Source organism: Litorivita pollutaquae (genome assembly GCF_003205515.1).
Classification (GTDB): Bacteria; Pseudomonadota; Alphaproteobacteria; order Rhodobacterales; family Rhodobacteraceae; genus Litorivita; species Litorivita pollutaquae.
The window spans coordinates 17087-42245 of sequence record NZ_KZ826489.1 but is presented as its reverse complement, the minus strand read 5'-3'; the positions used below and the strand labels follow the sequence as shown (position 1 = coordinate 42245).

The 25159-nt window shown below is 57.3% G+C and carries 27 protein-coding genes; 16 read left to right on the top strand and 11 right to left on the bottom strand.

The window, feature by feature from the left end:
• The first annotated feature begins 59 nt into the window (after positions 1 to 59).
• The 15 genes from DI396_RS13585 to DI396_RS13515 all read left to right on the top strand — a co-directional run bounded on the left by DI396_RS13585 (position 60) and on the right by DI396_RS13515 (position 12320).
• A complete protein-coding gene (locus tag DI396_RS13585) occupies positions 60 to 797 on the top strand; it encodes a cytochrome c biogenesis CcdA family protein (RefSeq protein WP_110796752.1) in 738 nt (245 codons plus the stop codon).
• 51 nt (positions 798 to 848) lie between these two features.
• Entirely contained in the window at positions 849 to 1412 is a 564-nt protein-coding gene (locus DI396_RS13580) for a thioredoxin family protein (protein ID WP_110796820.1), read from the top strand.
• A 234-nt stretch (positions 1413 to 1646) separates the two neighbouring features.
• Positions 1647 to 2123 carry a sulfur oxidation c-type cytochrome SoxX gene (gene soxX / locus DI396_RS13575; protein ID WP_110796751.1) on the top strand — a complete coding sequence of 159 codons (477 nt, stop codon included), beginning with the start codon at positions 1647 to 1649 and terminating at the stop codon, positions 2121 to 2123.
• A 29-nt stretch (positions 2124 to 2152) separates the two neighbouring features.
• Complete coding sequence (soxY, locus tag DI396_RS13570) at positions 2153 to 2569, top strand: thiosulfate oxidation carrier protein SoxY (protein WP_110796750.1); 417 nt, start codon at positions 2153 to 2155, stop codon at positions 2567 to 2569.
• Positions 2570 to 2587: 18 nt separating this feature from the next.
• A complete protein-coding gene (gene soxZ / locus DI396_RS13565) occupies positions 2588 to 2917 on the top strand; it encodes a thiosulfate oxidation carrier complex protein SoxZ (protein ID WP_110796749.1) in 330 nt (109 codons plus the stop codon).
• 25 nt (positions 2918 to 2942) lie between these two features.
• A complete protein-coding gene (soxA, locus tag DI396_RS13560) occupies positions 2943 to 3812 on the top strand; it encodes a sulfur oxidation c-type cytochrome SoxA (RefSeq protein WP_110796748.1) in 870 nt (289 codons plus the stop codon).
• Positions 3813 to 4000: 188 nt separating this feature from the next.
• On the top strand, positions 4001 to 5698 hold the full coding sequence (gene soxB / locus DI396_RS13555) for a thiosulfohydrolase SoxB (RefSeq protein WP_110796819.1): 1698 nt from the start codon (positions 4001 to 4003) through the stop codon (positions 5696 to 5698).
• 92 nt (positions 5699 to 5790) lie between these two features.
• A complete protein-coding gene (gene soxC / locus DI396_RS13550) occupies positions 5791 to 7071 on the top strand; it encodes a sulfite dehydrogenase (protein WP_110796747.1) in 1281 nt (426 codons plus the stop codon).
• Positions 7055 to 8122, top strand: coding sequence for a c-type cytochrome (locus DI396_RS13545; protein ID WP_110796746.1), 1068 nt, complete (start codon positions 7055 to 7057; stop codon positions 8120 to 8122). The genes soxC and DI396_RS13545 overlap by 17 nt, the downstream gene beginning before the upstream one ends.
• Positions 8123 to 8393: 271 nt before the next feature.
• Positions 8394 to 9023, top strand: a complete 630-nt coding sequence (locus tag DI396_RS13540) for an ATP-dependent Clp protease proteolytic subunit (protein ID WP_110796745.1) — start codon at positions 8394 to 8396, stop codon at positions 9021 to 9023.
• A gap of 144 nt (positions 9024 to 9167) precedes the next feature.
• On the top strand, positions 9168 to 10433 hold the full coding sequence (clpX, locus tag DI396_RS13535; protein ID WP_110796744.1) for an ATP-dependent Clp protease ATP-binding subunit ClpX: 1266 nt from the start codon (positions 9168 to 9170) through the stop codon (positions 10431 to 10433).
• Positions 10434 to 10602: 169 nt separating this feature from the next.
• Positions 10603 to 10956, top strand: coding sequence for a RidA family protein (locus DI396_RS13530; protein ID WP_110796743.1), 354 nt, complete (start codon positions 10603 to 10605; stop codon positions 10954 to 10956).
• Positions 10957 to 11046: 90 nt separating this feature from the next.
• A complete protein-coding gene (locus tag DI396_RS13525; protein WP_110796742.1) occupies positions 11047 to 11430 on the top strand; it encodes an NADH:ubiquinone oxidoreductase subunit NDUFA12 in 384 nt (127 codons plus the stop codon).
• Between the two features lie 54 nt (positions 11431 to 11484).
• Positions 11485 to 11952, top strand: a complete 468-nt coding sequence (gene mlaD / locus DI396_RS13520) for an outer membrane lipid asymmetry maintenance protein MlaD (protein ID WP_110796818.1) — start codon at positions 11485 to 11487, stop codon at positions 11950 to 11952.
• Positions 11949 to 12320: a DUF2155 domain-containing protein gene (locus tag DI396_RS13515; protein ID WP_110796741.1), complete on the top strand. Its 372-nt coding sequence runs from the start codon at positions 11949 to 11951 to the stop codon at positions 12318 to 12320. Before mlaD ends, DI396_RS13515 begins: the two co-directional genes overlap by 4 nt.
• Here the strand turns inward: DI396_RS13515 and aat are convergent.
• Positions 12284 to 12931 (bottom strand): leucyl/phenylalanyl-tRNA--protein transferase, encoded by a 648-nt coding sequence (aat, locus tag DI396_RS13510; protein ID WP_110796740.1) that lies wholly within the window; start codon positions 12929 to 12931, stop codon positions 12284 to 12286. The genes DI396_RS13515 and aat overlap by 37 nt on opposite strands.
• Before the next feature lie 105 nt (positions 12932 to 13036).
• Here aat and DI396_RS13505 point away from each other — a divergent pair, with 105 nt between their 5' ends.
• Positions 13037 to 13717 carry a class I SAM-dependent methyltransferase gene (locus DI396_RS13505; protein ID WP_110796739.1) on the top strand — a complete coding sequence of 227 codons (681 nt, stop codon included), beginning with the start codon at positions 13037 to 13039 and terminating at the stop codon, positions 13715 to 13717.
• 76 nt (positions 13718 to 13793) lie between these two features.
• Here the strand turns inward: DI396_RS13505 and accC are convergent, their stop codons facing one another.
• The 10 genes from accC to DI396_RS13455 all read right to left on the bottom strand — a co-directional run bounded on the left by accC (position 13794) and on the right by DI396_RS13455 (position 24987).
• Positions 13794 to 15146 (bottom strand): acetyl-CoA carboxylase biotin carboxylase subunit, encoded by a 1353-nt coding sequence (gene accC / locus DI396_RS13500; RefSeq protein ID WP_110796738.1) that lies wholly within the window; start codon positions 15144 to 15146, stop codon positions 13794 to 13796.
• Between the two features lie 10 nt (positions 15147 to 15156).
• Entirely contained in the window at positions 15157 to 15645 is a 489-nt protein-coding gene (accB, locus tag DI396_RS13495) for an acetyl-CoA carboxylase biotin carboxyl carrier protein (protein WP_110796737.1), read from the bottom strand.
• A gap of 179 nt (positions 15646 to 15824) precedes the next feature.
• Positions 15825 to 16439, bottom strand: a complete 615-nt coding sequence (locus tag DI396_RS13490; protein WP_110796736.1) for a LuxR C-terminal-related transcriptional regulator — start codon at positions 16437 to 16439, stop codon at positions 15825 to 15827.
• A 79-nt stretch (positions 16440 to 16518) separates the two neighbouring features.
• A complete protein-coding gene (locus DI396_RS13485; RefSeq protein ID WP_110796735.1) occupies positions 16519 to 17355 on the bottom strand; it encodes a hypothetical protein in 837 nt (278 codons plus the stop codon).
• A 328-nt stretch (positions 17356 to 17683) separates the two neighbouring features.
• Complete coding sequence (gene acs / locus DI396_RS13480; RefSeq protein ID WP_110796734.1) at positions 17684 to 19633, bottom strand: acetate--CoA ligase; 1950 nt, start codon at positions 19631 to 19633, stop codon at positions 17684 to 17686.
• A 91-nt stretch (positions 19634 to 19724) separates the two neighbouring features.
• Positions 19725 to 20480, bottom strand: a complete 756-nt coding sequence (locus DI396_RS13475) for an ABC transporter ATP-binding protein (RefSeq protein ID WP_110796733.1) — start codon at positions 20478 to 20480, stop codon at positions 19725 to 19727.
• Between the two features lie 14 nt (positions 20481 to 20494).
• On the bottom strand, positions 20495 to 21250 hold the full coding sequence (locus DI396_RS13470) for an ABC transporter ATP-binding protein (protein ID WP_110796732.1): 756 nt from the start codon (positions 21248 to 21250) through the stop codon (positions 20495 to 20497).
• Between the two features lie 12 nt (positions 21251 to 21262).
• Positions 21263 to 22465: a branched-chain amino acid ABC transporter permease gene (locus DI396_RS13465; RefSeq protein WP_110796731.1), complete on the bottom strand. Its 1203-nt coding sequence runs from the start codon at positions 22463 to 22465 to the stop codon at positions 21263 to 21265.
• A gap of 3 nt (positions 22466 to 22468) precedes the next feature.
• Entirely contained in the window at positions 22469 to 23500 is a 1032-nt protein-coding gene (locus DI396_RS13460; protein WP_110796730.1) for a branched-chain amino acid ABC transporter permease, read from the bottom strand.
• 140 nt (positions 23501 to 23640) lie between these two features.
• A complete protein-coding gene (locus tag DI396_RS13455) occupies positions 23641 to 24987 on the bottom strand; it encodes a substrate-binding protein (protein ID WP_110796729.1) in 1347 nt (448 codons plus the stop codon).
• Positions 24988 to 25159 lie beyond the last annotated feature (172 nt).

Sequence of the window (25159 nt, the reverse complement as noted above, 5' to 3'; positions counted from 1 at the left end):
ATTGACTGTCAGTTTACGCACAACATAATGTGAATGTGTGAATGACTCAAGGAGGCTCCATGCTCGAAATCACTTATGCCGGTGCGGCGCTCGCGGGGCTTTTGTCGTTTTTCACCCCCTGTATCTTGCCGATGGTGCCGTTTTACCTGTGCTATATGGCGGGCACGTCGATGGCAGAACTGCGCAGCGAAGGCGGGGTGTCGCCGCGCACGCAACGGCGATTGATCGCGTCGTCGGTTTTCTTCGCCTTTGGGGTGACGACGATTTTTGTGCTGCTCGGCCTCGGTGCGACCGCTTTGGGGCAGGCTTTTGCGCAGTGGAAGCAACCGTTGAGCTATGTTGCGGCGGCGGTGTTGCTGTTGTTCGGGCTGCATTTTTTGGGCGTTTTTAAGATCGGGTTGTTTTACCGCGAGGCGCGGATCGAGAGTAAATCCGAACCGACCACGGTGTTGGGCGCCTATGTGATGGGCTTGGCCTTTGGATTCGGTTGGACCCCCTGCGTCGGGCCGGCCTTGGCGTCGATCTTGATGGTGGCCTCGGGGATGGGGGATTTGTGGCGCGGCGGGACGTTGTTGTTGGTCTACGGCTTGGCGATGACCGCGCCGTTTGTGGTGGCGGCGATGTTTGCCAAACCGTTCCTGAATTGGCTGGCGCGTAACCGGCGTTATATGGCCTATGTGGAAAAGGCGATGGGGGTGATGCTGATTGTGTTTGCCCTGCTGATTGCCACCAATAGCGTGAACTATATCGCGCAGAAAATGATTGAGTGGTTTCCGAGCTTTGGCACTCTTGGTTAGACCCCGTTGGGGCAGGACGTAGGCGCGCGGCGCGCAGGAGGAGGGAAGATGATGAAACGGATAATGATGACGGGCGCGGCGCTTATGCTGTCGGCGCTGCCGGTGCTGGCGGGCACGCTTGGCGACGACGGGTTGCACAAAACCGATTGGATGCGCGACACCTTCAAGGATCTGCGCGAGGATCTGGCAGAGGCCAATGCCGAAGGCAAGCGCCTCGCTTTGATCGTCGAGCAGCGCGGGTGTATTTACTGCACTCAAATGCATGAAGAGGTCTTTCCAATTCCTGCGATTGATTCTTACATCAAAGAAAATTTCTTCTTCATCCAGATCAATATGTATGGCGATGTCGAGGTGACCGATTTCGATGGCGAGACGTTGTCGGAAAAGGACATGGTGCGCAAATGGGGATTGATGTTCACCCCGACGATGATGTTTTTTCCCGAAGAGGTGGGCGAGGGCGCGGCGCCGCAGGTCGCGGTTGCACAGGTGCCGGGCGCCTTTGGCAAGCATACCACGCTTAATTTGCTGACATGGGTGAAGGAAAAAGGCTATGCGGGCGAGGAGACCTTCCAGAAATATCATGCGCGTAAACTGGCGGAAACCGGCGGCGAATAGAACGTGCGGGCGGATGGATCCAGTGTCTTTGGGGGTTGCGAGGGGCGCCCGCAGTGAGGGTGTTTGACCAAGGGTAAAGGGACCCCGCATGCCGCCGCAGCATGTTGCTGAAGATGCGGGGCGGTAAATATAAGTAAATTCAATATTGTGAATTTGTAGTTGTCATGGGGACATGATGTGGACTACGGTATACGGAGCTATCCTAGCCGAGAAACGATAGCCATGGGAGGAAACATGAGGCTTTCTACAGTTACACTGGTGGCAACGCTGGTTGCATCGGGGGCGGCATTTGCCAACCCGGTCGCGCCCGCAGATGTCACCTTCGACGAGGGTGCGGTCGGCGTATCCTTGACCGGCGCGCCGGGCGATCCGGCCAATGGTGCCGCGATTATGAAGGACAAAGGTCAGGGCAATTGCATCGCCTGCCATGAGGTGACGGCGCTTAAGGACGCGCCATTCCACGGCGAGGTCGGGCCACTGCTTGACGGGGTCGGGGATCGTTATTCCGAGGCCGAGCTGCGCGGGATTTTGGTGAATGCCAAAATGCCGTTCGAAGGCTCGGTGATGCCGGCCTATTATAAGGTCGACGGGTTTAATCGCCCGGGCAATGCCTACACCGGCAAGGCCGCCGAGGGACCGCTTGATCCGCTGCTCAGCGCGGCGCAGATCGAAGATGTTATTGCCTTCCTGATGACGCTCAAAGACGAGTGATCAGGGCAGGGAACCTTAAGGAGATAAATATGGAATTCTCACGACGCGAAACACTGGCCCTTGGGCTTGGTGCTGCTGCGCTGACGGTTTTGCCAATGCGCGCGATGGCGGCGGCAGACGAGGCGATTGCAGCCTTTACCGGCGGGGCAGACGTGGCCGAAGGCGGTGTCACATTGACCGCACCGGAAATCGCAGAAAACGGCAATACGGTTCCGGTTTCGGTATCCGCCGAAGGCGCGGTATCGATCATGATCCTGGCGGCGGGCAACCCCACGCCGGGCGTGGCGACGTTCAATTTCGGCCCCCTCGCAGGCAGCCGGTCGGCCAGCACACGCATCCGCCTTGCCGGTACGCAAGACGTTGTTGCGATTGCGAAAATGGAAGATGGCAGCTTTGCGCGCGCAAGCTCGACCGTGAAAGTCACCATCGGCGGCTGCGGCGGCTAATTCAGGAGAGATAAGACCATGGCATCTGGTGTAAAACCCCGCGTCAAAGCCCCCAAAACGGCGGCGGCTGGCGAAACTGTCACAATCAAGACCCTGATCAGCCACAAGATGGAATCGGGTCAACGCAAGAACAAGGACGGCTCCGCCATTCCGCGTTCGATCATCAACCGCTTCACCTGTGAGTTCAACGGCCAGTCGGTGATTGATATCAAAATGGAACCGGCGATTTCGACCAACCCCTATTTCGAATTCGAGGCCGTCGTGCCCGAAGCGGGGGACTTCAAATTCACATGGTATGACGACGATGGGTCGGTCTATGAGGATATGAAATCGGTGGCGATTGCCTAATGGGCGGCCTTCAGGGAGGAAGACTATGACCAAGCAAACAAGCACCAAGGCGCTTTTGGCTTTGACCCTTGCAGGCGGGGCCCTTTGGGGCGCTGCGGCGCAGGCGGATGAAGACGCGCAATTGGTGATCAATGGCGAGATCGAGATCGTCACCAAGGCCCCGCTTCCTGCGCATATGGAAGAGGCCAACATGGATGCGATTTATTCCGGTTGGTTGTTTCGTGCCGATGAAACCCAGCAAACCCAAATGGACGACTTCGATAACCCGGGGATGATTTTTGTCGATCAAGGCATGGATCAGTGGAACGCTGTTGACGGATCCGAGGGCAAATCTTGTGCATCGTGCCACGAGGACGTCGAAACATCGATGAAGGGCGTGCGCGCGGAATATCCCAAGTGGAATGACAATGCCGAAGAAGTGCGCACATTGGTGATGCAAATCAACGATTGCCGCACGGAACAAATGGGCGCCGAACCCTATGGGTACACATCGGGAAAAATGGCCAATATGGAGGCTTTGATTTCGTTGCAATCGCGCGGGATGCCGGTCGATGTGGCGATTGATGGCCCGGCCGAAAGCATGTGGGCGCAGGGCAAAGAGCTTTATTATACCCGCACGGGTCAACTCGACCTGTCTTGTGCGTCTTGCCACGAAGAGAACTATGGCAACATGATCCGTGCGGATCATTTGAGCCAAGGTCAGATCAATGGCTTTCCGGTTTACCGTTTGAAGAATACCAAGCTGAACACAGCCCATGCGCGGTTCAAAGGTTGCGTGCGCGATACCCGCGCCGAGACGTTCAAACCCGGAAGCCCCGAGTTTGTGGCGCTTGAGCTTTATGTCGCCTCGCGTGGCAACGGATTGTCGGTCGAAGCACCCTCGGTGCGGAACTAAATCATAAGAGCGCGTGGGGGCGTCATTGTACGCCCTCACGCGGCACACCCGCGCAAGTGTATTGCGCGGACGGGACGGAAATATGACATCGGGGCGATGCTCCACCACCATGGGCCATGTCGGCCAAGGCTGCACGCATATCCACGCGGGCGGTTCAGGATATTCTTAACCTTTCGGAGTCGGTCGATATGATTTCACGCCGCGATTTTCTTCAAGTCGGAATGGCTGCATCGGCGCTTGTGGGCGCGTCGGGGTTTGGCAATTGGGGCCGTTTGGCGGCGCAGCAGGCGCTCACCCAAGATCAACTTCTCGACTTTGACACCTACGGAAATGTCAGCCTGATCCACGTCACCGACATTCACGCGCAGCTCAAACCGATTTATTTTCGCGAGCCGGAGATCAACATCGGCGTTGGCGCGGCCAAGGGTCAGATGCCGCATGTCACCGGTGCGGATTTCCGCCGTGCCTATGGTATCGAGGATGGATCGCCGTCGCATTATGCGTTGACTTACAATGACTTCACCGCGTTGGCGGGCACCTATGGACGCGTCGGGGGCATGGACCGCGTGGCCACCGTGATCAACCAAATTCGTGCGGCGCGCCCGGATGCGCTGCTCTTGGATGGCGGTGATACGTGGCACGGCTCCTACACCTGCCACCACACCGAAGGCCAGGATATGGTCAATGTGATGAACGCGCTCAAACCCGATGCGATGACTTTCCATTGGGAATTCACGCTGGGATCGGAGCGGGTGAACGAGATTGTTGAGGGGCTGCCCTTTGCGGCGTTGGGGCAGAATATTTTCGATGCGGAATGGGATGAGCCGGCGGAATTGTTCAAACCCTATAAAATGTTCGAACGTGGCGGCGTGAAAATTGCCGTGATCGGGCAGGCCTTCCCCTACATGCCCATCGCCAACCCCGGTTGGATGTTCCCTGAATACAGCTTTGGCATCCGCGACGCGCATATGCAAAGCATGGTGGACGAGGTGCGCGCTGCAGGCGCCGAATTGGTGGTTTGCCTGTCGCATAACGGCTTTGACGTGGACAAGAAAATGGCCGGAAAAGTCACCGGCATTGACGTGATCTTGTCGGGGCACACCCATGACGCATTGCCCGAACCGGTTCTGGTGGGCGAGACAATTATCATTGCGTCGGGCTCGAACGGCAAATTCGTAAGCCGCGTCGATCTGGATGTGCGCGACGGGCGGATGATGGGGTTCAAACATAAATTGATCCCGATTTTTTCCGATGTCATCGAACCGGATAAAGAGGTGGCCGCATTGATTGATGCACAGCGCGCGCCCTATGCGGATCAACTCTCTGAAGTGATCGGGCAGACCGACAGCCTTTTGTACCGGCGTGGGAATTTTAACGGCTCTTGGGATGATCTGATCTGTGATGCGCTTTTGTCCGAACGCGAGGCCGATATCGCCATGTCGCCGGGGGTGCGTTGGGGGCCGTCGATCCTACCGGGGCAGGATATCACCCGCGAGGACATTTGGAACGTGACATCAATGTCTTATGGTAAGGCCTACCGTAGCGAAATGACCGGCGAATTCATCCATGTGATCCTCGAAGACGTGGCGGATAACCTTTTTAACACCGATCCCTATTACCAGCAGGGCGGCGATATGGTGCGGATCGGCGGCATGGGGTACCGCATTGATATCTCTAAGAAACAAGGCGAACGGATTTCCGAGATGACCCTGCTCAAAACAGGCGAATTGATTGATCCGGCCAAGACTTACCAAGTCGCCGGTTGGGCCAGCGTCAATGAGGGCACCGAAGGTCCGCAAATTTGGGATGTGGTGGAAAGCCATATCCGCAAACAGGGTACGGTGTCCGTCGCCCCGAACAATAGCGTCACGGTGGTGGGGGCCTGAGGCCTCCGCCCCGTCGGCAAACCGAGAGCAAATTTTTTTATCCATTGAATTCATACAGATGAATTTAATGTTATGAAGGGAGCAAGAAGCATATGACAGTCAGCTTCAAAGGCAAATCCCCATCGCGGCGCGCATTCCTCAAAGGTGCGGCCACGGCGGCGGGTGCGCTTGCCACGGCGGGCGCGGCGCGTGCGGCGGGCGATCCGTTGATCACCGAAGTGCAACCATGGGCAAGCGGGTTCGGAGATGGGGTGGATGAGACGCCTTACGGACTGCCGATCAAATTCGAAAGCGATGTTGTGCGGCGTAACGTGGAATGGCTCACGGCTGATACGATTTCTTCGATTAACTTCACGCCGATCCATGCGCTGGACGGGACGATCACGCCGCAAGGTTGTGCGTTCGAGCGGCACCATTCCGGTGCGATTGAATTGGCAAAGGAAGATTACCGGTTGATGATCAACGGGTTGGTCGATCGTGAATTGATCTTTACCTATGCCGATCTCGAACGCTTTCCGCGGGTCAATCAGGTGAATTTCCTCGAATGCGCCGCCAATACCGGCATGGAATGGGCCGGTGCGCAATTGAATGGCGCACAGTTCACCCATGGTATGATCCACAATATGGAATATTCCGGCGTGAGCCTGCGCACGATTCTGGAGGAGGCGGGCCTGACCAAGGCGGGCGATCTCAAGGATAAGTGGATCTATGTGGAAGGGGCCGATGCTTCATCGAACGGGCGTTCGATCCCGATGGAAAAGGCTTTGGATGATTGTATCCTTGCGTTCAAAGCCAATGGCGAAGCCCTGCGCAAGGAACATGGTTATCCTGTGCGCCTTGTGGTGCCCGGATGGGAAGGCAACATGTGGATCAAATGGATCCGCCGCATCGAGGTCACGGACGCGCCGGTCGAAAGCCGCGAGGAGACGTCAAAATATACCGATACTTTGGCCGACGGCACCTCGCGCAAATGGACATGGGTGATGGATGCGAAATCCGTCGTGACATCGCCCAGCCCGCAATCGCCGATCACCCATGGCAAGGGGCCATTGGTCATCACCGGCCTTGCGTGGTCCGGCAACGGAGCGATCAAACGGGTCGATGTGTCGCGTGATGGCGGGAAGACATGGGCCGAGGCGCGGTTGGCGGCGCCGGGACAAAAAATGGCGCTGACGCGCTTTTATCTTGATATCGATTGGGACGGTTCGGAGATGCTGTTGCAAAGCCGGGCGATGGACGAGACCGGATATGTCCAGCCGACCAAAACCCAATTGCGCGCAGTGCGTGGTTTGAATTCGATCTATCACAATAACTGCATCCAGACCTGGTGGGTCAAGGAGAGCGGGGAGGCCGAAAATGTTGAAGTATCTTAATTCTCTGACGGCCATAACTTTGGCGACGATGGCGATCGCGACGGCCGCAGATGCCGGCCCGTTCGGGCTTGGCCGGGCGGCGACGTCTGACGAGGTTGCGGCGTGGAATTTGGACGTGCGTCCCGATGGCAGCGGCCTTCCGGTGGGGGCGGGCAATGTCGAGGATGGTGATGTTCTTTTTGCTGACAATTGCGCCTCCTGTCACGGGGATTTTGCCGAAGGGCGGGGCAATTGGCCGAAGCTGGCCGGCGGGGTGGATACGCTTGATCACGACGACCCGTTGAAAACGGTTGGCTCTTATTGGCCATATCTTTCAACCACTTGGGATTATGTGAACCGCTCGATGCCATTCGGCAATGCGCAAAGCCTCAGCGCCGATGAAGTCTATGCTGTCGTTGCTTATATCCTCTATTCGAATGATATGGTGGAAGATGATTTCATTCTGTCGAACGAGACATTTTTGGACGTAGAGATGCGCAACGCAGACGGGTTCATCATCGATGATCGGGCCGAAACTGAATATGCGCAATTCTCTGCGGCGCCTTGCATGGAAAACTGCAAGGCGGAGGTGGAAATCACCATGCGGGCATTGGTTTTGGATGTGACGCCCGAAGAAGAAGACGCTGAGGCCGCAGCGCAAGAACAGAGCGCACCTGTCTCAAAGACCAAAGCCGAGGCGCCTGCCGCCGCTGCACCGGTTGTGGTACCGGTTCAGGAATCGGCGCTCGATCCGGGGTTGGTTGCCGAGGGCGCCAAGGTTTTCAAGAAGTGTAAGGCTTGCCATCAGGTGGGCGAGGGCGCGAAAAACAAAACCGGTCCGCTGCTGAACGGGATTGCCGGACGTGCCGTTGGCACGATCGAGGGGTTCCGGTATTCCAAGTCTTTCCAAGAGTTAAGCGCCGAAGGTGCGGTTTGGGACGACGCGGCTTTGGCGGCATTTTTGGCCAAACCCAAGGCCTATGCCCCGAAAACCAAAATGTCGTTTGCCGGTTTGAAGAAGGACAGCGATATCGCCGCGATGATCGCTTACCTTAAATCGGTCTCGCCATAGGCGCGCAAATCATCGGACTTGCGGGGATTAAAGGCGGGGGGCGCTTGCGGGCGCGCCCCGTTTTACTGTGCGGCATATGTTGCTGTTAGGAGACACGATGGGCGCAGGTAAAACTTTACCTTTCATCAACCAATACCTGAAATTCAGGAAGAAACCTCGCACGGTGGGTAGAGAAATCTCCCGCTGCCCTTGCAGCCCCTTGGGCGCGAGACTAAGACTCCATTAGCATCTGACGCGTAATGATGCCCCGGACAGCAGAAGGCAGGCGGATATGAAAGACCCAATCGATACCTATATGAACACCCTTGTTCCCATGGTCGTTGAACAAACGAGCCGGGGCGAGCGGGCCTATGATATTTTCTCGCGGCTTTTGAAAGAGCGGATTATTTTCCTTTCGGGGCCGGTGCATGACGGCATGAGCTCGCTCATTGTCGCGCAATTGTTGCACCTTGAGGCCGAAAATCCCTCCAAAGAAATATCGATGTATATCAACTCGCCCGGTGGTGTTGTGACCAGCGGATTGTCGATCTACGACACGATGCAATACATCAAACCCAAAGTGTCGACCCTTGTGATCGGCCAAGCCGCCTCGATGGGCTCGCTTTTGCTTACGGCGGGTGAGGCGGGCATGCGGTTCTCGTTGCCCAACAGCCGCGTGATGGTGCACCAGCCCTCCGGCGGGTATCAAGGTCAAGCAACGGACATCATGATCCACGCACAAGAGACGCAAAAACTCAAAACGCGTCTTAATGAAATTTATGTGCGTCATACGGGGCAGACCCTGAAAAAAGTCGAAGCGGCGCTTGAGCGCGATAATTTCATGTCGCCCGAAGAAGCCAAAGACTGGGGTCTCATCGACGAGATCGTTGAAAGCCGCGCCAAAGGCGATGACGCGGAATAAGTAATCACGTCTGCGTGCCCCCTTGGCGCGCAGGCATTTTCAGATTGTAGAGCCTCTTTGGCTGTCCTAAGCTATCCTTGAATGAAGGGCGCCGGACGACCAGAATGGTCACACGATGCAGACACGGGGCCTGAAAGGGACGACATGGCGAATACATCCAACGGTGACAGCAAAAACACCCTCTATTGCAGCTTTTGCGGCAAGAGCCAGCATGAGGTGCGAAAGCTGATTGCCGGCCCGACTGTTTTCATCTGTGATGAATGTGTCGAGCTTTGCATGGATATCATCCGCGAAGAGACCAAAACATCCGGTTTGAAGTCCTCCGAAGGCGTGCCCGCGCCGCAAGAAATCTGCGACGTGCTCGACGATTATGTGATTGGTCAGATGATGGCCAAACGTGTGTTGTCGGTCGCGGTTCACAACCATTACAAACGCCTTAATCATTCGGCCAAAGGGTCGGACATCGAATTGGCGAAGTCCAACATTATGCTGATTGGTCCGACGGGTTGCGGTAAAACGCTTCTGGCGCAGACCTTGGCGCGGATTTTGGATGTGCCGTTCACGATGGCGGATGCCACCACTTTGACCGAGGCCGGTTATGTGGGCGAGGACGTTGAAAACATCATTCTGAAATTGCTCCAGGCTTCGGAATATAATGTCGAGCGCGCACAGCGCGGCATCGTATACATCGACGAAGTTGATAAGATCACGCGCAAATCCGAAAACCCGTCGATCACCCGCGATGTTTCGGGTGAGGGCGTGCAGCAGGCTTTGTTGAAACTGATGGAAGGCACGGTTGCCTCGGTGCCGCCGCAGGGCGGACGCAAACACCCGCAACAAGAATTCTTGCAAGTCGACACGACCAACATCCTGTTTATCTGTGGCGGTGCCTTTGCCGGTTTGGACCGGATCATTGCGCAGCGTGGCAAAGGGTCGGCCATGGGCTTTGGCGCAGATGTGCGCGACAATGATGCGCGCGGCGTGGGCGAGATCTTCACCGATCTGGAGCCGGAAGATCTGCTTAAATTCGGTTTGATCCCTGAATTCGTTGGCCGTTTGCCGGTGATTGCAACGCTTGAAGATCTCGACGAAGATGCGCTGATTACCATTTTGACCAAACCGAAGAATGCGCTTGTGAAGCAATATCAGCGTCTGTTCGAGTTGGAAGATGCCAAGCTGAGCTTTACCGATGATGCGCTGTCGGCCATCGCCAAACGTGCGATCGAGCGGAAAACCGGTGCGCGTGGCCTGCGGTCAATTCTCGAAGATATCTTGCTCAACACCATGTTCGAACTGCCGTCGATGGACAATGTCGAAGAAGTGGTTGTGAACGAAGAAGCGGTGACATCGGATGCAGCGCCTTTGATGATCTTTGCCGAAAGCAAAGAAAAGGGCGCCACCGCAGGATAGCATTTGCCTGTGCCCGTCCGGCCGAGATTTTGAGGAATGCCCGCTATTGAGCGGGCATTTTTTGTTTGGTTGGGGCCGAAGCTTTTGGCCAAGATGCACCGCTCGATTGCGCCGATATGGTCGGGGCTGTATTTGTTGGCGCAGATGGAATCTTTTGAAGAGGCAGGACATGCAACGGATCTTCTCCGGCGGCGAATTCGAGGCCAAGATCGGGTATTGTCGCGCAGTTGTGGCAAGCGGATTCGTTCATGTCGCGGGCACGGTCGGGCAGGGCGATACCGTGGTTGCGCAATGCCGTGCGGCATTGGAGACAATCGGCAAGGCGCTGGCCGAGGCGGGCAGCGGTTTCGACCGCGTGGTCCGCGTGACATACTACCTCCCGGATCGGGCCGAATTCGAACCCTGTTGGCCGGTCCTGCGCGAGGTGTTTGGCGATGCGCCCCCTGCCGCGACGATGGTGGAATGCGGGTTGATTGACGAGAGATACCGGATCGAGATCGAGGTCACGGCCTTGGCGGCGTAATAACCGCCGGTGCAGGTGCGCGATGGCATCGGCACTGGACCTTCGGCCTGATATGGTTCATATGAAACAAGACCAGTTGCGGAGAGACCGATGGGTATTCTGAACAATGTTATGCGTGTATTCACCTGGTGGAATGGCCAGACGTTGAACACACAGCTTTACACATGGCGCAAGGGCGTCAAAGTGGGTGAAGATGAGCAGGGAAACCGGTATTATCGCACCGTAGATGGCAAGCGCCGTTGGGTGATCTTTAATGGCGAAGCCGAGGCCAGCCGCGTAGACGCGGATTGGCATGGGTGGCTGCATCATACCTATAAAGAGGCGCCGACAGATCGCCCGCTGGCCCATAAAACATGGGAAAAACCACATCAGCCGAATTTGAGTGGCACGGCTATGGCTTATGCGCCTGCCGGGTCGATTCGCCGCGCGGTGCCTGCCGAGCGTAGCGATTATGAGGCTTGGACGCCGGAGTAATCCGGCGCGAGACCTGCGGCGGGACAGATGCCCGCGCAAGACGGAAGCGACCCAATGTCGGAAAATATCACTGAAACTCTGGTTGGCGGTGCCGTTTTGGCGGCTGCGGTAGGATTTTTGTTCTACGCGGGACAAGCCACGGGCTTTTCTGCGGGCAATAGCGGCTATCCGTTGACTGCGTCCTTCCGGTCGTTGGAAGGGATCAGCGTTGGCACGGATGTGCGCCTTGCCGGTGTGAAAATCGGCACGGTGACAGAGGTGGCCTTGGACACCGAGACCTATCGCGCCTCGGCCGAGTTTACCGTCGCAAGCGGCATTGATATCCCCGATGACAGTGCTGTCGCGATTTCCTCCGAAGGTCTTCTGGGCGGTAACTTTGTCGAGGTGATGCCAGGGGGGTCGCCCTTCTATCTTGCGTCGGGCGATGAAATTGAATTCACCCAAGGTTCGATCAGCCTGATTTCTCTTTTGATGAAATTTGTCTCCGGGGATGACAGCAGCGACAGCGCCGCGGGCCAATGACACGTTTCGTCGGGATTTTAATGATGGTTTTTACGCTTGCGGTGGCAGGGCCGGTCGCCGCACAGCAAAAAACAACCACGGCCTCCGGTGCGATTTTACGCACGCTCGACAAGGTGTCGGGGCAGGTCTTTGATCATACGATGCAATCGGGGACCGGGTTTGACATGGGGCGGCTGCGGGTCGATCTTCTTGAGTGCCGTTATCCTTCGGACAACCCCGCAGCGGACGCTTTTGCCCATGTGACGGTGCGCGATGCTGGGGAAGATGCGCCGGTTTACGATGGTTGGATGGTCGCGTCTTCGCCGGCGTTGAGCGCGTTGGATCATTCGCGTTATGACGTTTGGGTCATCCGCTGCAAGACTTCCTGAGGGTCGCGCTCAAGCGGACAGGCCATGATATCCGCAGGCCGCGCCACGGCTTCATTTAACATCATGTGATAGTCTTTGCGCGGCACCTCCACCGCGCCGAGGCGGATCAAATGTGGTGTGGTGAACTGCGTGTCAAACAACCTGAATCCGCAACGCCGCAAGTGATCAACCAGATGCGTCAGCGCCAGTTTTGACGCATCACTACGCGTCGAGAACATGCTTTCGCCAAAGAAGGCGGCGCCACAGGTGACCCCATAAACCCCACCGCAGAGCATTCCGTCTTGCCAAACTTCGATCGAATGGGCTGCGCCGCGCAGGTGCAGCGCGCGATATAGCCGTGCGATGTCGGCGCTGATCCATGTTTCTGCGCGGTCGGCGCAATGGGCCAGAACCCCGTCGAAATCTTGGTTGAGCGTGACGCCATAGCCGCCGCGCCGCATCCGGCGGCCAAGGCTGCGCGAAACGTGAAACCCGTCCATCGGGAAAATGCCGCGCCGACGTGGGTCAACCCAGAATACTTCGGGGTCGTTTTCATGCTCGGCCATCGGAAAGACCCCGATGCGGTAGGCTTCAAGCAGGATCTCGGGGGTGATGTGTGCAGCAAGGGTCATTCAAATACGGTGAAACTCGTTCGGATTTTCAAGGCGGCGGTTAACGGGCCGGTTTTCTCCACCATTTACGCTTATCTGACGTGAAGTTTCCAGTGAGGTCTTGGAATGAGTGGAATTGGTAATGGGCCGGGCAATTCGGCGATGATGATGGTGAACCGTATGCATGCACGTCACCGCCTGCTTTTGGATGCCTATCGGGATGTGATTGTGGATAGCAACGTGCTGCATCTCGGGGCGGAAGACGGGCGTTGGTGTTATGCATTTGCGTCGGCGGGGGCCGCGCGGGTGGTCGGTGTCGAGCAGAACGCCGAACCGGTGAGCAAATTCAGCCGCCATCCTGACATCGGCCTGCGCGAGCGGATTGATTTACGGTGTGCCGATCCGATGAAGGAACTGGCCGCCGAAGTGCAGGCCGAGCGGCGCTATGACGTGGTGGCGATGTTTGATTTGCTCGAAAACGTTGCGGATCTGTTTTTGCTTTTCTCACATATCCGGGCGCTGGCGCCGCGTTTGGTGATTCTCGACGGGGTATTCTTGATCTCGGATGATCCGGTGTTGCGCATGGTCAACCACCCGGTGCCAAGCGGCGAAGGAGAGGGGCCATTGCGCCCGCGCGCAGTGCCGGGGCCGCGTGCCTTGCAAGTGATCGCCGAGGCGCTGGATTACGAGTTGGAGTGGGTCGACTGGACGCAGGTGCCAGAGAATCAACGCGTCGGTTTGTCAGATTATTTCGTCACCGACGGCCAGAAACGCGCCAGTTGCACCATGGTGCCGCGCGGCCTGTGACCGCCCGGATCACGCAAAACGCCCGCCGGTCGCACAGCGGGCGTTTTGTATTCTGTTGTCGCAGGCTGCCCGAAGCCTATTTTCCGGCGAACTTCTGTTCAAGCCAATGCTCGAGCCAATGAATGTTGTAGGTGCCTTCGTGGATGTCGTCCTCTTGCAAGAGCGCATCGAAAAGCGGCACGGTCGTGTCGACCCCATCAACAATCAATTCCCCCAAAGCCCGGTTTAGACGCGCCAGAGCCTCAGCACGGTCGCGGCCATGGACGATCAATTTGCCAATCAAGCTGTCGTAATAAGGCGGGATCGTGTAGCCGTCATAAAGCGCCGAATCCATCCGCACGCCAAGCCCACCAGGCGCATGAAAGGCAGAGATCGTACCGGGGCAGGGCGAGAAGTTCGGAAGCTTTTCCGCATTGATCCGCACTTCAATCGCATGGCCATTGATGGTGAGCGCATCCTGATCGAAGGTCATCGGCAGGCCTTCGGCGACGCGGATTTGTTCGCGCACCAGATCCACGCCGAAAATCGCTTCGGTGACGGGGTGCTCGACCTGCAGGCGGGTGTTCATTTCGATGAAATAGAACTCGCCGTTTTCATAGAGAAACTCGATCGTGCCGGCGCCAATATAATTGATTTTGGCCACGGCATCGGCACAGACTTTGCCGATGCGCGCACGTTCTTCGGGGGTGATGCAGGGGCCGGGGGCTTCTTCGAATACCTTTTGGTGGCGCCGTTGCAGTGAACAATCGCGTTCGCCCAAATGCACGGCGCGGCCTTTACCATCGCCGAACACCTGTATCTCGATGTGGCGCGGTGTGGTCAGGTATTTTTCGATATAGACCTCGTCATTGCCAAAGGCGGCTTTGCCTTCGGCGCGCGCGGTGTGAAATGCGCTTTCCATATCTGCTGCGGTTTGCGCGACTTTCATACCGCGTCCGCCGCCGCCAGCGGTGGCCTTAATGATCACCGGATAGCCGATTTCCTCGCCCAGCTTTTTTGCCGTGGCCAAATCCGGTACGCCGCCGCCCGAACCGGGCACACAGGGCACGCCGAGTGCTTTCATCGTGTCGATCGCGGTGATTTTATCACCCATGACGCGGATATGTTCCGCCGTGGGGCCGATAAAGGTCAGCCCGTGGTCCTCGACGATCTGCACGAAATTCGCGTTTTCAGAGAGGAATCCATAGCCCGGGTGCACTGCCTGCGCGCCGGTGACTTCACAGGCGGCGATGATCGCGGGGATCGACAGGTAACTTTCGGTGGAGGAGGGCGGGCCGATACAAATGCTTTCGTCGGCCATGCGCACATGCATTGCATCGGCGTCGGCGGTGGAATGCACAGCGACCGATTTAATGCCCATTTCGCGGGCGGCGCGGATCACCCGCAAGGCAATTTCGCCTCTGTTGGCGATTAGGATTTTATCGAACATATGCTGCGCCTTATTCGATAACAACGAGCGGCGAGCCATATTCGACCGCTTCGCCGTCGGCGACGAGAATACGCTTCACGGTGCCCGATTTCGGCGCTGGAATGTGGTTCATGGTTTTCATCGCTTCAACGATCAGCAGCGTGTCACCTTCGCTGACTTGCTGGCCGGTGGCGATGAAAGCGGGCGCGCCCGGTTCGGCTTGTAGATAAATCGTGCCGACCATCGGCGAGGTGACGGCGCCGGGGTGGCTTGCGGGGTCGTCTTCGATAGGTGCACTTACTGCTGGTGCTGCTGCGGCGGGCGCGGGGGCCGGTGCGGCAGCGGCAGGGGCCGCTGCGACCTGGGTGATGATTTCCTTTTTGCGGCTGACGCGCACGTTGAGGCTGTCATCTTCGCCATAGTCGCGCTTGACCTGCAATTCGGTCAAATCGTTTTCGCGCAGAAGTTCTGCCAGTGCCTGAATAAAGGCGACATCGGCGTCATGGGTGTTTTTTGTCATATCGTCCTCAAACGGTCAGATGCGCCCATCTTGGCGTGGGCCCTGCCAAATCTGGTCCGCTTATAGGCCATGCTGGGGTGCTAATAAAGCGGGCAATTTCATCCTATATGGGGTGCCGGTGGTCGAAATGCGAGGCGAACGGCGCTCTATGGCGTCAAAGTGGCCAAAGCGCGGCGGGATCACAATGGCGTACCCGCGAGTTTCGCGACCAATTCGGCCAGTTTACGTGCCTTGAATTTCTTCAAAAGACGGGCGCGATACACTTCGATAGTGCGATAGCTCAGGTCCAGTTCCTTGCCAATTTCTTTGCAGGTCAACCCACGACAGGTCAAAATCGCCACATCGCGTTCGCGGCGGGTGAGTTCGACCAACGGGCGTTCGTCGGAGAGATCGGCAAATGACCATATGCCTTGGCGGAACGGATCTTCGGGGGTGAGTGATTGGCCGCGTGCCCGACACCAGAACAACGTGCCATCCCGGCGGCGCATGACACGCTCGTCTTGGTAGCGGCCTGTGGTGCGCAGAGCCTTGCGCCAGCGTGCGCCGATGGCCTCGAACTCCTGTATGGATGGATAAAGCTTTGAGAATTGCGTGTTCTGATAGCTGTCGGGCGTGCCGCCAAACATGCGTGCGAAATGTTGGTTGCATCGTCGGACGACCCGGTTCTCCAATACCACAAGTCCGGTTGGCGCAAAATCGAAGGCCAGATCGGCGAGGGTATCCTCGGATCTGGCCGCATGGGGCGCGTTGGCGGGTGAGGCTATAGGAACGGGGCGTGCGGTGGTGGGGGGCATGGAGGGGATATTGCACCCACGCGCGGGCGGGCGCAAAGGAATTCCATGCACTGCGCCGACGGCCAAGTCTCAAGAGCCGTCAGGCGGCGCGGCTGGCAACAATCGCGGCATCATAGGTGGCCAGAACCTGACTGGCGGCAAAGCGCTGGTCGGGGGTCGGGACATCAATCGAACCGACATCCTCGCCCTGACGCGCGGCGGCGATGGCGCTTTGTTTGGCGGATCGGGCGGCGGCTTCGATCTCGCGTACGAGGTATTGCGCGCGCAGCTCGGCTTGCAACGCAAGGCTCAGCGCATGGCTTTCGGCATTGGCAATCTCGGCCTGCCGGCGCATTTGATCATTGTTGACGTCGGATTGGGGCGCTTGAGGTGCAACAGCCGGGCGGGTGTCCACAACGGCGATTTCGCGCGGTGTGGCGGCGATGGGGGCCGCCTCCTCATCAAGGGCGCGGGCGTCAGGCTGACGCACGGCGTCTTGGGGGGCTTGCGCAGCGCGCAGTCCGGTTTCGATGACTTGCGCGCGAACCTCGTCATCCGCCGCTCCAAACATCGCTTCGGCCGTGGCCACACGGGTTTTGTGGTCTTGAACCGGTGGGGCTTCGACGGCGACGCGGGCCGCGCTTTCCTTTGAGGTCGGGTTGGCGCTGCGGCGGACAACATCCGCGGCGGCTTGGGTGGCCTGATCTTGCGTGCTGCCGGTTTTTTCCGCAGCGGCTGGATTGGCCAATACCGTTGCCGGATTGATCGCGGACGGCGGCGAGAGCGCCCCAGCCGCTGGCGCTGCACCGGGGACAAACCCGCGGCCCCCTGTTCCTGCCGACGATGTGTCGGTCATAGGTGTTTGGTGATTTTGTTTTTGCGTGCCGTCTTGCAGCACGCTGGACATCGCCCATCCGACAATCCGCATTGCAAGCATTTGTTACATCCTTTGAATTACCCACACGACTCAGAGGTTAAGACGTAAATGTTTATAGACGATTAATACTTGTTAAATTCTGGTGTCTGCGTCCGATCCAAACTCGCTGCGGTGCATGAAAATAGGGGTGCCGTGGGGCGGGCGGCGCCTTGGTACTGTGGATATCGTTGCACGGCGAGGGCGGTAAAACCTTAACGGCTTCATACATGTGAAGAGAACTTAAGATGTGCGGCGCGGATGCGGCTTGGCAGGCGCGCCAAAGGACAAGGGCCGGAACAGTGCTCCGGCCCTTGTCATGGTAAGGTCATCGTGAGGGCGCGCGCCCGGCTTAGCTGCGGTTCATGCGGTTCTCGATCAACTCGTCAACAACGGCGGGTTCGGCCAATGTCGAAGTGTCGCCAAGCGCGCCGAAATCGTCTTCGGCAATCTTGCGCAGGATGCGCCGCATAATTTTGCCGGAACGGGTTTTCGGCAGGCCGGGGGCCCATTGAATGAGGTCCGGTTTGGCGATGGGGCCGATTTCGGTGCGCACCCATGTTTCCAATTCTTTGCGCAGCGCGTCCGACGGTTCGATCCCGTTCATCAAAGTGACATAGGCATAGATGCCTTGCCCTTTGATATCATGGGGGTAGCCGACAACGGCGGCCTCGGCCACCTTGGGGTGGGCGACCAATGCGCTTTCGACTTCGGCGGTGCCCATACGGTGTCCGGAGACGTTGATCACGTCATCGACGCGGCCGGTGATCCAGTAATAGCCATCCTTGTCGCGGCGGCATCCGTCACCGGCAAAATAATAGCCTTTGTAGTCGGAGAAATAGGTTTTCTCGAACCGCTCGTGATCACCGTAGACCGTGCGCATTTGCCCGGGCCAGCTGTCTTTGATCGCCAAGACACCTTCGCATTCGGTGTCGTGGATTTCTTCGCCGGTCTGAGCGTCGAGCACGACGGGTTGAACCCCGAAGAAGGGCAGGGTGGCCGATCCGGGTTTGGTCGCCGTGGCGCCGGGCAGCGGGGTGAGCATGTGGCCACCGGTTTCGGTCTGCCACCAAGTGTCGACGATCGGGCATTTGCCCTTGCCGACAACATCATTGTACCAATTCCACGCTTCGGGGTTGATCGGTTCCCCGACGGTGCCCAGCAGTTTCAGATCGCTGAGGTCATATTTCTCGACCCAATCGTTGCCCTGACCCATCAGGGCGCGAATCGCGGTGGGGGCGGTATAGAATTGGTTTACTTTGTGCTTTTCGCACACGGCCCAGAACCGGCCCGCATCGGGATAGGTCGGCACGCCTTCGAACATGATGGTGGTGGCGCCATTGGCCAATGGCCCATAGATGATATAGCTGTGGCCCGTCACCCAACCCACATCGGCCGTGCACCAGAACACATCGCCATCGTGGTAATCAAACGTGTATTGATGCGTCATTGCGGCATAGACCATATAGCCGCCGGTGCTGTGCACCACGCCTTTGGGTTGGCCGGTGGACCCAGAGGTATAGAGCACAAACAGCGGGTCTTCGGCGTTCATTTCGGCGGGCTTGCAATAATCATCCGCCTCCATCGCCATCTCATTATAGTCGTAATCGCGCCCCTCGGTCCATGTGGTTTGCCCGCCGGTGCGTTTCACCACGAGGCATTTCACCGTGTCTTTACAGTGCAAAAGCGCCGCATCGGCGTTGGATTTGAGCGCGGTGACACGCCCGCCGCGCGGGGCTTCATCGGAGGTGATGACAACCTTGGCATCGCTGCCGTTGATCCGCGATCCCAAAGCATCGGGCGAGAAACCGGCAAAAACGATGGAATGGATCGCGCCGATCCGCGCACAGGCGAGCATCGCATAGGCGGCTTCGGGAATCATCGGAAGATAGATGATCACACGGTCGCCTTTGCGCACGCCCATATCTTCGAGGATATTGGCCATGCGGCAGGTGCGGCGGTGCAATTCATTATAGGTGATATGCAGCGCCTCGTCATCGGGGCTGTCGGGTTCCCAAATGATCGCGGTTTGATCGCCACGGGTTTCCAAATGACGATCGATGCAGTTGTAGGAGGCATTCAATGTGCCGTCCTCGAACCATTTGATATCGACCTGTCCTAGGGTGAAATCGGATGATTTCACTTTGCTGAAGGGCTTGATCCAATCGATCCGCTTGCCATGCTCGGCCCAGAAGGCCTCGGGGTCATTGATCGAGGCCGCATACATTTTGTCATAGGTTGCCTTATCGGCGTGGGACGATTTGCTGAATGCGGCGGAGGGCGGGTAAGATTGATCGGACATGGGGCTGGCCTTCACTACTATTTTGGTTGGGGCTGGGTATCCGTCCGCCCCATGAGTTGCAATCGGGACCAAAGGCGAACGGAGTATAGCGTTAAATCGCCAAGTATTCGGCGCGCAATTCTTCGTTGCCAAGGACCTCGGCGGCCGAACCATCAAAGACGATGCCGCCCGTGTCGAGAATAACCGCACGGTCGGCCAATTCCAATGCACGCACAGCGTTTTGTTCGACGATCACGGTGGTGATGCCCTGTTCCTTGATGATGCGCAGTGTTTTTTCAATTTCGTCCACGATGACGGGGGCGAGGCCCTCGTAGGGTTCGTCCAGCAAAAGTACCTTGATGTCGCGGGCCAAGGCGCGGGCAATCGCCAACATCTGTTGTTCGCCGCCGGACAAGGTCACGCCCTCTTGCTTGCGGCGTTCGCCCAGGCGGGGGAACAATTCATAAAGCCGCTCGATCGACCATCCGATCGGCGGGGCGATCTGTGCCAGTTGCAGGTTTTCCTCGACCGTTAGGCCGGGGATGATGCAGCGGTCTTCAGGCACCAAGGCGATGCCGAGCGAGGATGCCTGATGGGAGACCATCGTGTGCAAGGGTTGGTGATCGAGCCAGATCTCGCCGTGGGTGACTTGTGGGCTATCCATACGGGCGATGGAGCGCAGGGTTGAGGTTTTGCCTGCGCCGTTGCGGCCCAAAAGCGCAAGGATCTCGCCCTCATGCACGTTGAACGAAATGTTCTGCACGATGTAGCTTTCGCCGTAATAGCTTTCCATTTCCCAGATCGACAGGAAAGCCGGGGCGGTTTCGGCAAGGTTCTTGCCCTTTGAAAAATCGGGTTTGACGTTCATATCGCGTCCTCCGCTTAGGCCGTCTCGCCAAGGTATGCTTCGCGCACCTTGGGATGGCCTTTGATGTTGTCGGGCGTGTCTTCGACCAAAGGCGTGCCTTGGGCCAAAACGGTGATCCGCTCGGCCAAGGAGAACACAACATGCATGTCATGTTCAATGATCGCGATGGTGATATCGCGTTCGTCCTTGATCTGTTTGAGCAGGTCGATGGTGTTGTTGGTATCGGCGCGCGCCATGCCCGCCGTCGGCTCGTCGAGCAGCAAAAGCCGCGGCTCTTGCGCCAGACACATACCAATTTCGAGCCGCCGCTTGTCGCCGCGCGACATCGACGCCGCCGGCATGTGGCGTTTACCGGCCATGTTCATATCCTCAAGCATGCGCTCGGCTTTCTCGACGATCTCTTTTTCGTCGTCGGTCGGCGCAATGGCATGCAGGCGGAAGGCACCGTCGCGTTTGGCAAAACAGGGGATCATCATGTTTTCCATCACCGTGAGATCGCCAAAGATCTCGGGTGTTTGAAAGACGCGGCTGATGCCCATTTGGTTGATCTCATAGGGCGTGCGCCCCAAAACCGATTGCCCGTCGAACATCACCGATCCGGTGTCGGGGATCAACTTGCCGACGAGGCAGTTGAGAAGGGTAGATTTCCCCGCCCCGTTCGGCCCGATGATCGCATGCACCGAATTCTCGGCAACCGACAAGTTCACATCGCCTAGGGCCTGCAACCCGCCGAAGCGCTTGTTGACGTTTTTGACTTCTAGAATACCCATTCTACCGTCTCCTTATTCTGCAGGGGTGGATTGAGCGTTGTCGCCAGCGTCATCCGGTTTTTTGCGGCGGAACAATTTGGCAATGCGTTGACCGCCTTCGACCAGACCGCCGGGCAAGAAGATCACCACCAGCATGAACAACAGGCCAAGCGTCAGATGCCATCCTTTGCCGATGAACGGGTGCAAAATGCCCACAATGAGGTTTTCCAAACCGTCGGGCATGAATTCAAACCAACCGTGCAGAACCGTATCGTTGATCTTCGAGAAGATGTTCTCGAAATACTTGATGAAACCTGCACCCAAAACCGGACCGATCAAAGTGCCCGCACCGCCAAGGATGGTCATCAAAACCACTTCGCCCGATGCGGTCCATTGCATGCGTTCGGCGCCCGCAAGAGGATCCATCGACGCCATCAAGGCACCGGCCAAACCGGCATACATCCCCGAGATAACAAAGGCTGCCAATGTGTAAGGGCGCGCATTCAAGCCCGTGTAATTCAACCGCGTCTGGTTCGATTTGATCGCCCGCAGCATCAAGCCGAACGGCGAGCGAAAGATGCGGATCGACAAATAGAAGCTGAGCAGCAGGATCAGCGCGCAGAGGTAGTAACCTGCGTTGAACTGAAACAGCCATGGGCCGAGGGTCATCTCGAATGTCGAGCGCATTTCAAGTCCGAACAGCGAGGTCACAGGGATCGACCCATCCGCTGTCGCAGATTGACCAAGAACGCGCGGATCATTGAGCGTCAATTGCAAACCGGTTTCGCCATTGGTGATCGGAGTGAGCACCGAATAGGCGAGGTTGAACGACATCTGCGCAAAGGCCAGCGTCAGGATCGAGAAGTAGATCCCCGAGCGGCGCAGGCTGATAAACCCGATAACAAGGGCAAAGAGGCCCGAGACAACCACCGCCAACAGGATCGCGGGGATGACGTTCATGGACAGCAGTTTGAACATCCACACCGCCGAGTAAGAGCCGACACCGAGGAAAGCGGCGTGACCGAAGCTGAGGTAACCGGTCAGGCCAAGCAGGATGTTGAACCCGATGGCAAAGATGCCAAAGATTACGAACCGCTGCATCAAATCGGGATAGCCCGCGTTGAATTGCGCCATGCCAGAGCCTTCAGGGAAGGGGTTGAGAATGAAGGGCGCGAAAAGCGTCAAAGCCGCCACGACCAGAAGAAGCGAGAAGTCTTTTTTGTTCAGACCCAGCATGGATTAGTCCTCCATCACGCCTTTGCGACCCATAAGGCCACGCGGACGTGTAAGTAGAATGATAATGGCGACGACGTAGATGATGATCTGGTCGATACCGGGGATGAGCGATTTGACTTCGTTCATTGAGGCGAAGCTTTCCAAGATACCCAAAAGGAAGCCAGCCAACACAGCGCCCGGAAGCGAACCCATGCCGCCGACAACCACCACGACGAAGCTGAGCACCAGAAAATCCATACCCATGTGGTAATTGGGCGAGTTGATCGGCGCATACATCACACCCGCAACACCGGCCACCGCAGCGGCAAGCCCGAACATGAAGGTAAAGCGTTTGTCGATGTTGAGACCCAAAAGACCCACGGTTTCGCGGTCGGCCATACCGGCACGTACAACCATGCCAAAGGTGGTAAAGCGCAAAAAGGCAAAGACACCCGAAATGATCAGCGCCGAGAAGGCGAAGTACACCAGACGCCAGTAGGGATAGATGATCGCATTTGGCTCAAACCCGAGCAGCGTGCCGAAATCAAAGCTGCCTTTGAACACATCGGGGGCAGGGGTCGGGATCGGGTTGGCACCGTAAAACGCCTTGATGATCTCTTGCAACACAATGGCGAGGCCGTAGGTGACAAGGATTTGGTCCGCGTGGGGACGCTTATAAAAGTGTTTGATCAATCCGCGCTCGACGATGAAACCGAACAGGATCATGATCGGGATCGAAAACAGGATCGCAAGCGGCACAGCCCAATCAATGATCGTCGCACCGAAATCCGCGCCGAACCAATGCTCCACATAGGTGGTTTTGATCTTGGCCGGATTGCCGAGGAAATCGGTTTTGGTGGGGTCGATGGTCTCGAAGCTGAAGTTCAGAATTCTGCTCAAGGTGACCGCACAGAAAGCACCGATCATGAACAGCGCGCCATGGGCGAAATTCACCACGCCGAGCGTGCCGAAAATCAGTGTAAGCCCAAGCGCGATGAGCGCATAGGCCGAGCCTTTATCAAGCCCGTTTAGAATTTGCAGTATGATTGCGTCCATTGTTCCCACCCGTGGGTTTTTTTATTTGGTGGTTAAAAGAGGCTCCGCAGCGGACGAAAGGGCCGTGTTCTATGGCCGCATTGGCAGGCTGGCGGAAAGAAGCCGGCCGCGCGCGGGGCGCGACCGGTCTTTGGCGTATTTTACGCGCCGGGGTTACAGTTGCCCAATGCACCGCCCGCAAACATGGGGTGGTCGGGGGCATAGGTAACCTGTTCTGCCGGTGTGACTTCGACCACTTCAAGAATGTCGAATTCGGATGTCGGGTTTTCTTTACCGCGCACAACCAGAACGTCCTTGAAGCACTGGTGGTCGTCGGCACGGTATAGTGTTTTACCGTTGCCCAACCCGTCGAATTCAAAGCCTTCGAGCGCCTCGCCAATACCGCAAGGGTTAAAGGTGCCCGCGCGTTCGGCGGCATCCGCATAGAGCAGGGTTTGGCAATAGACCGTATGGGCGGCCTGCGACGGCGGGAAGCCGTATTTGGTGCCAAAGGATTTGACAAAGGCTTTGGAGCCCTCGTCTTGCAGCGACCAATGCCAGTTGGTGGACCCAAGGATGCCCTTGATGTTTTCACCCGCACCGCGCGCCATCAGACGCGAGAAGAGCGGCACAACAATCTCAAAGTTCTTGCCGTTGACAACTTTCTCACGCAGGCCGAATTGAACCGCGTTGGTCAGCGAGTTGACCATGTTCCCACCGTAGTGGTTCAGAACCAGAACATCGGCGCCGGAGTTCAAAACCGGTGCGATATAAGACGAGAAATCGGTCTGTGCCAGCGGGGTCTTCACGGCGTTGATGGTTTCCCAACCCAGGGCTTCGCTTGCGGCTTTGATCGACTCTTCTTGGGTCCAACCCCATGTATAGTCCGCCGTCAGGTGATAGGCTTTGCGGTCATTGCCATAGAGTTTGGACAGCACCGGCGCGAGCGCCGCAGCAGACATATAGGCGTTAAAGAAGTGCCGGAAACCGTTGGCTTTTTTGTCTTTGCCGGTGGTGTCGTTCGAGTGGGTCAAACCCGCCATGAAGATGACGCCAGCCTCTTGGCACAGACCTTGAACCGCAACAGCAACGCCCGAGGACGAACCGCCGGTGATCATGATGGCGCCGTCTTTCTCGATCATCGATTTGGCCGAGGCGCGCGCCGCGTCCGATTTGGTTTGGGTGTCACCCGTAACAAATTCGACCTTATTCCCGAGAATGCCGTTGCCCTTGAGGGATTTGGACGAGAAGGTGTTCATCATGCCGCCGTCGCCGTTGCCATTGAGGTGCTCGACAGCCAACTCATAGGCGCGCAACTCGTCGGCGCCTTCGTCTGCGTAGGGGCCGGTTTGCGGAACGTTAAAGCCAAAGGTGACTGATCCACCGGTGGGCTCGTTCGTGTAAGCTGCGGCCGAAGAGGCCGTGAAAATCGTCGGCAGAGCGACACCAGCACCGGCAATTGCGCCGGATTTGATCACGCCGCGGCGCGTGAAATTACTATTGGACATTATATCCTCCCGTTACATTTTCATGCGGGGTTCGCTCTCCTCTGCGCCTCCCGCACGCACGTTTGTGCAAATGCAGTATCGCGCGTGAATAGAAAATTTTGCAACAAGAGCCTTGAATTGCACGATTTTTTTGTAAAAAACTGTACAATGACGCGGCGTGATTTGTAAAAAA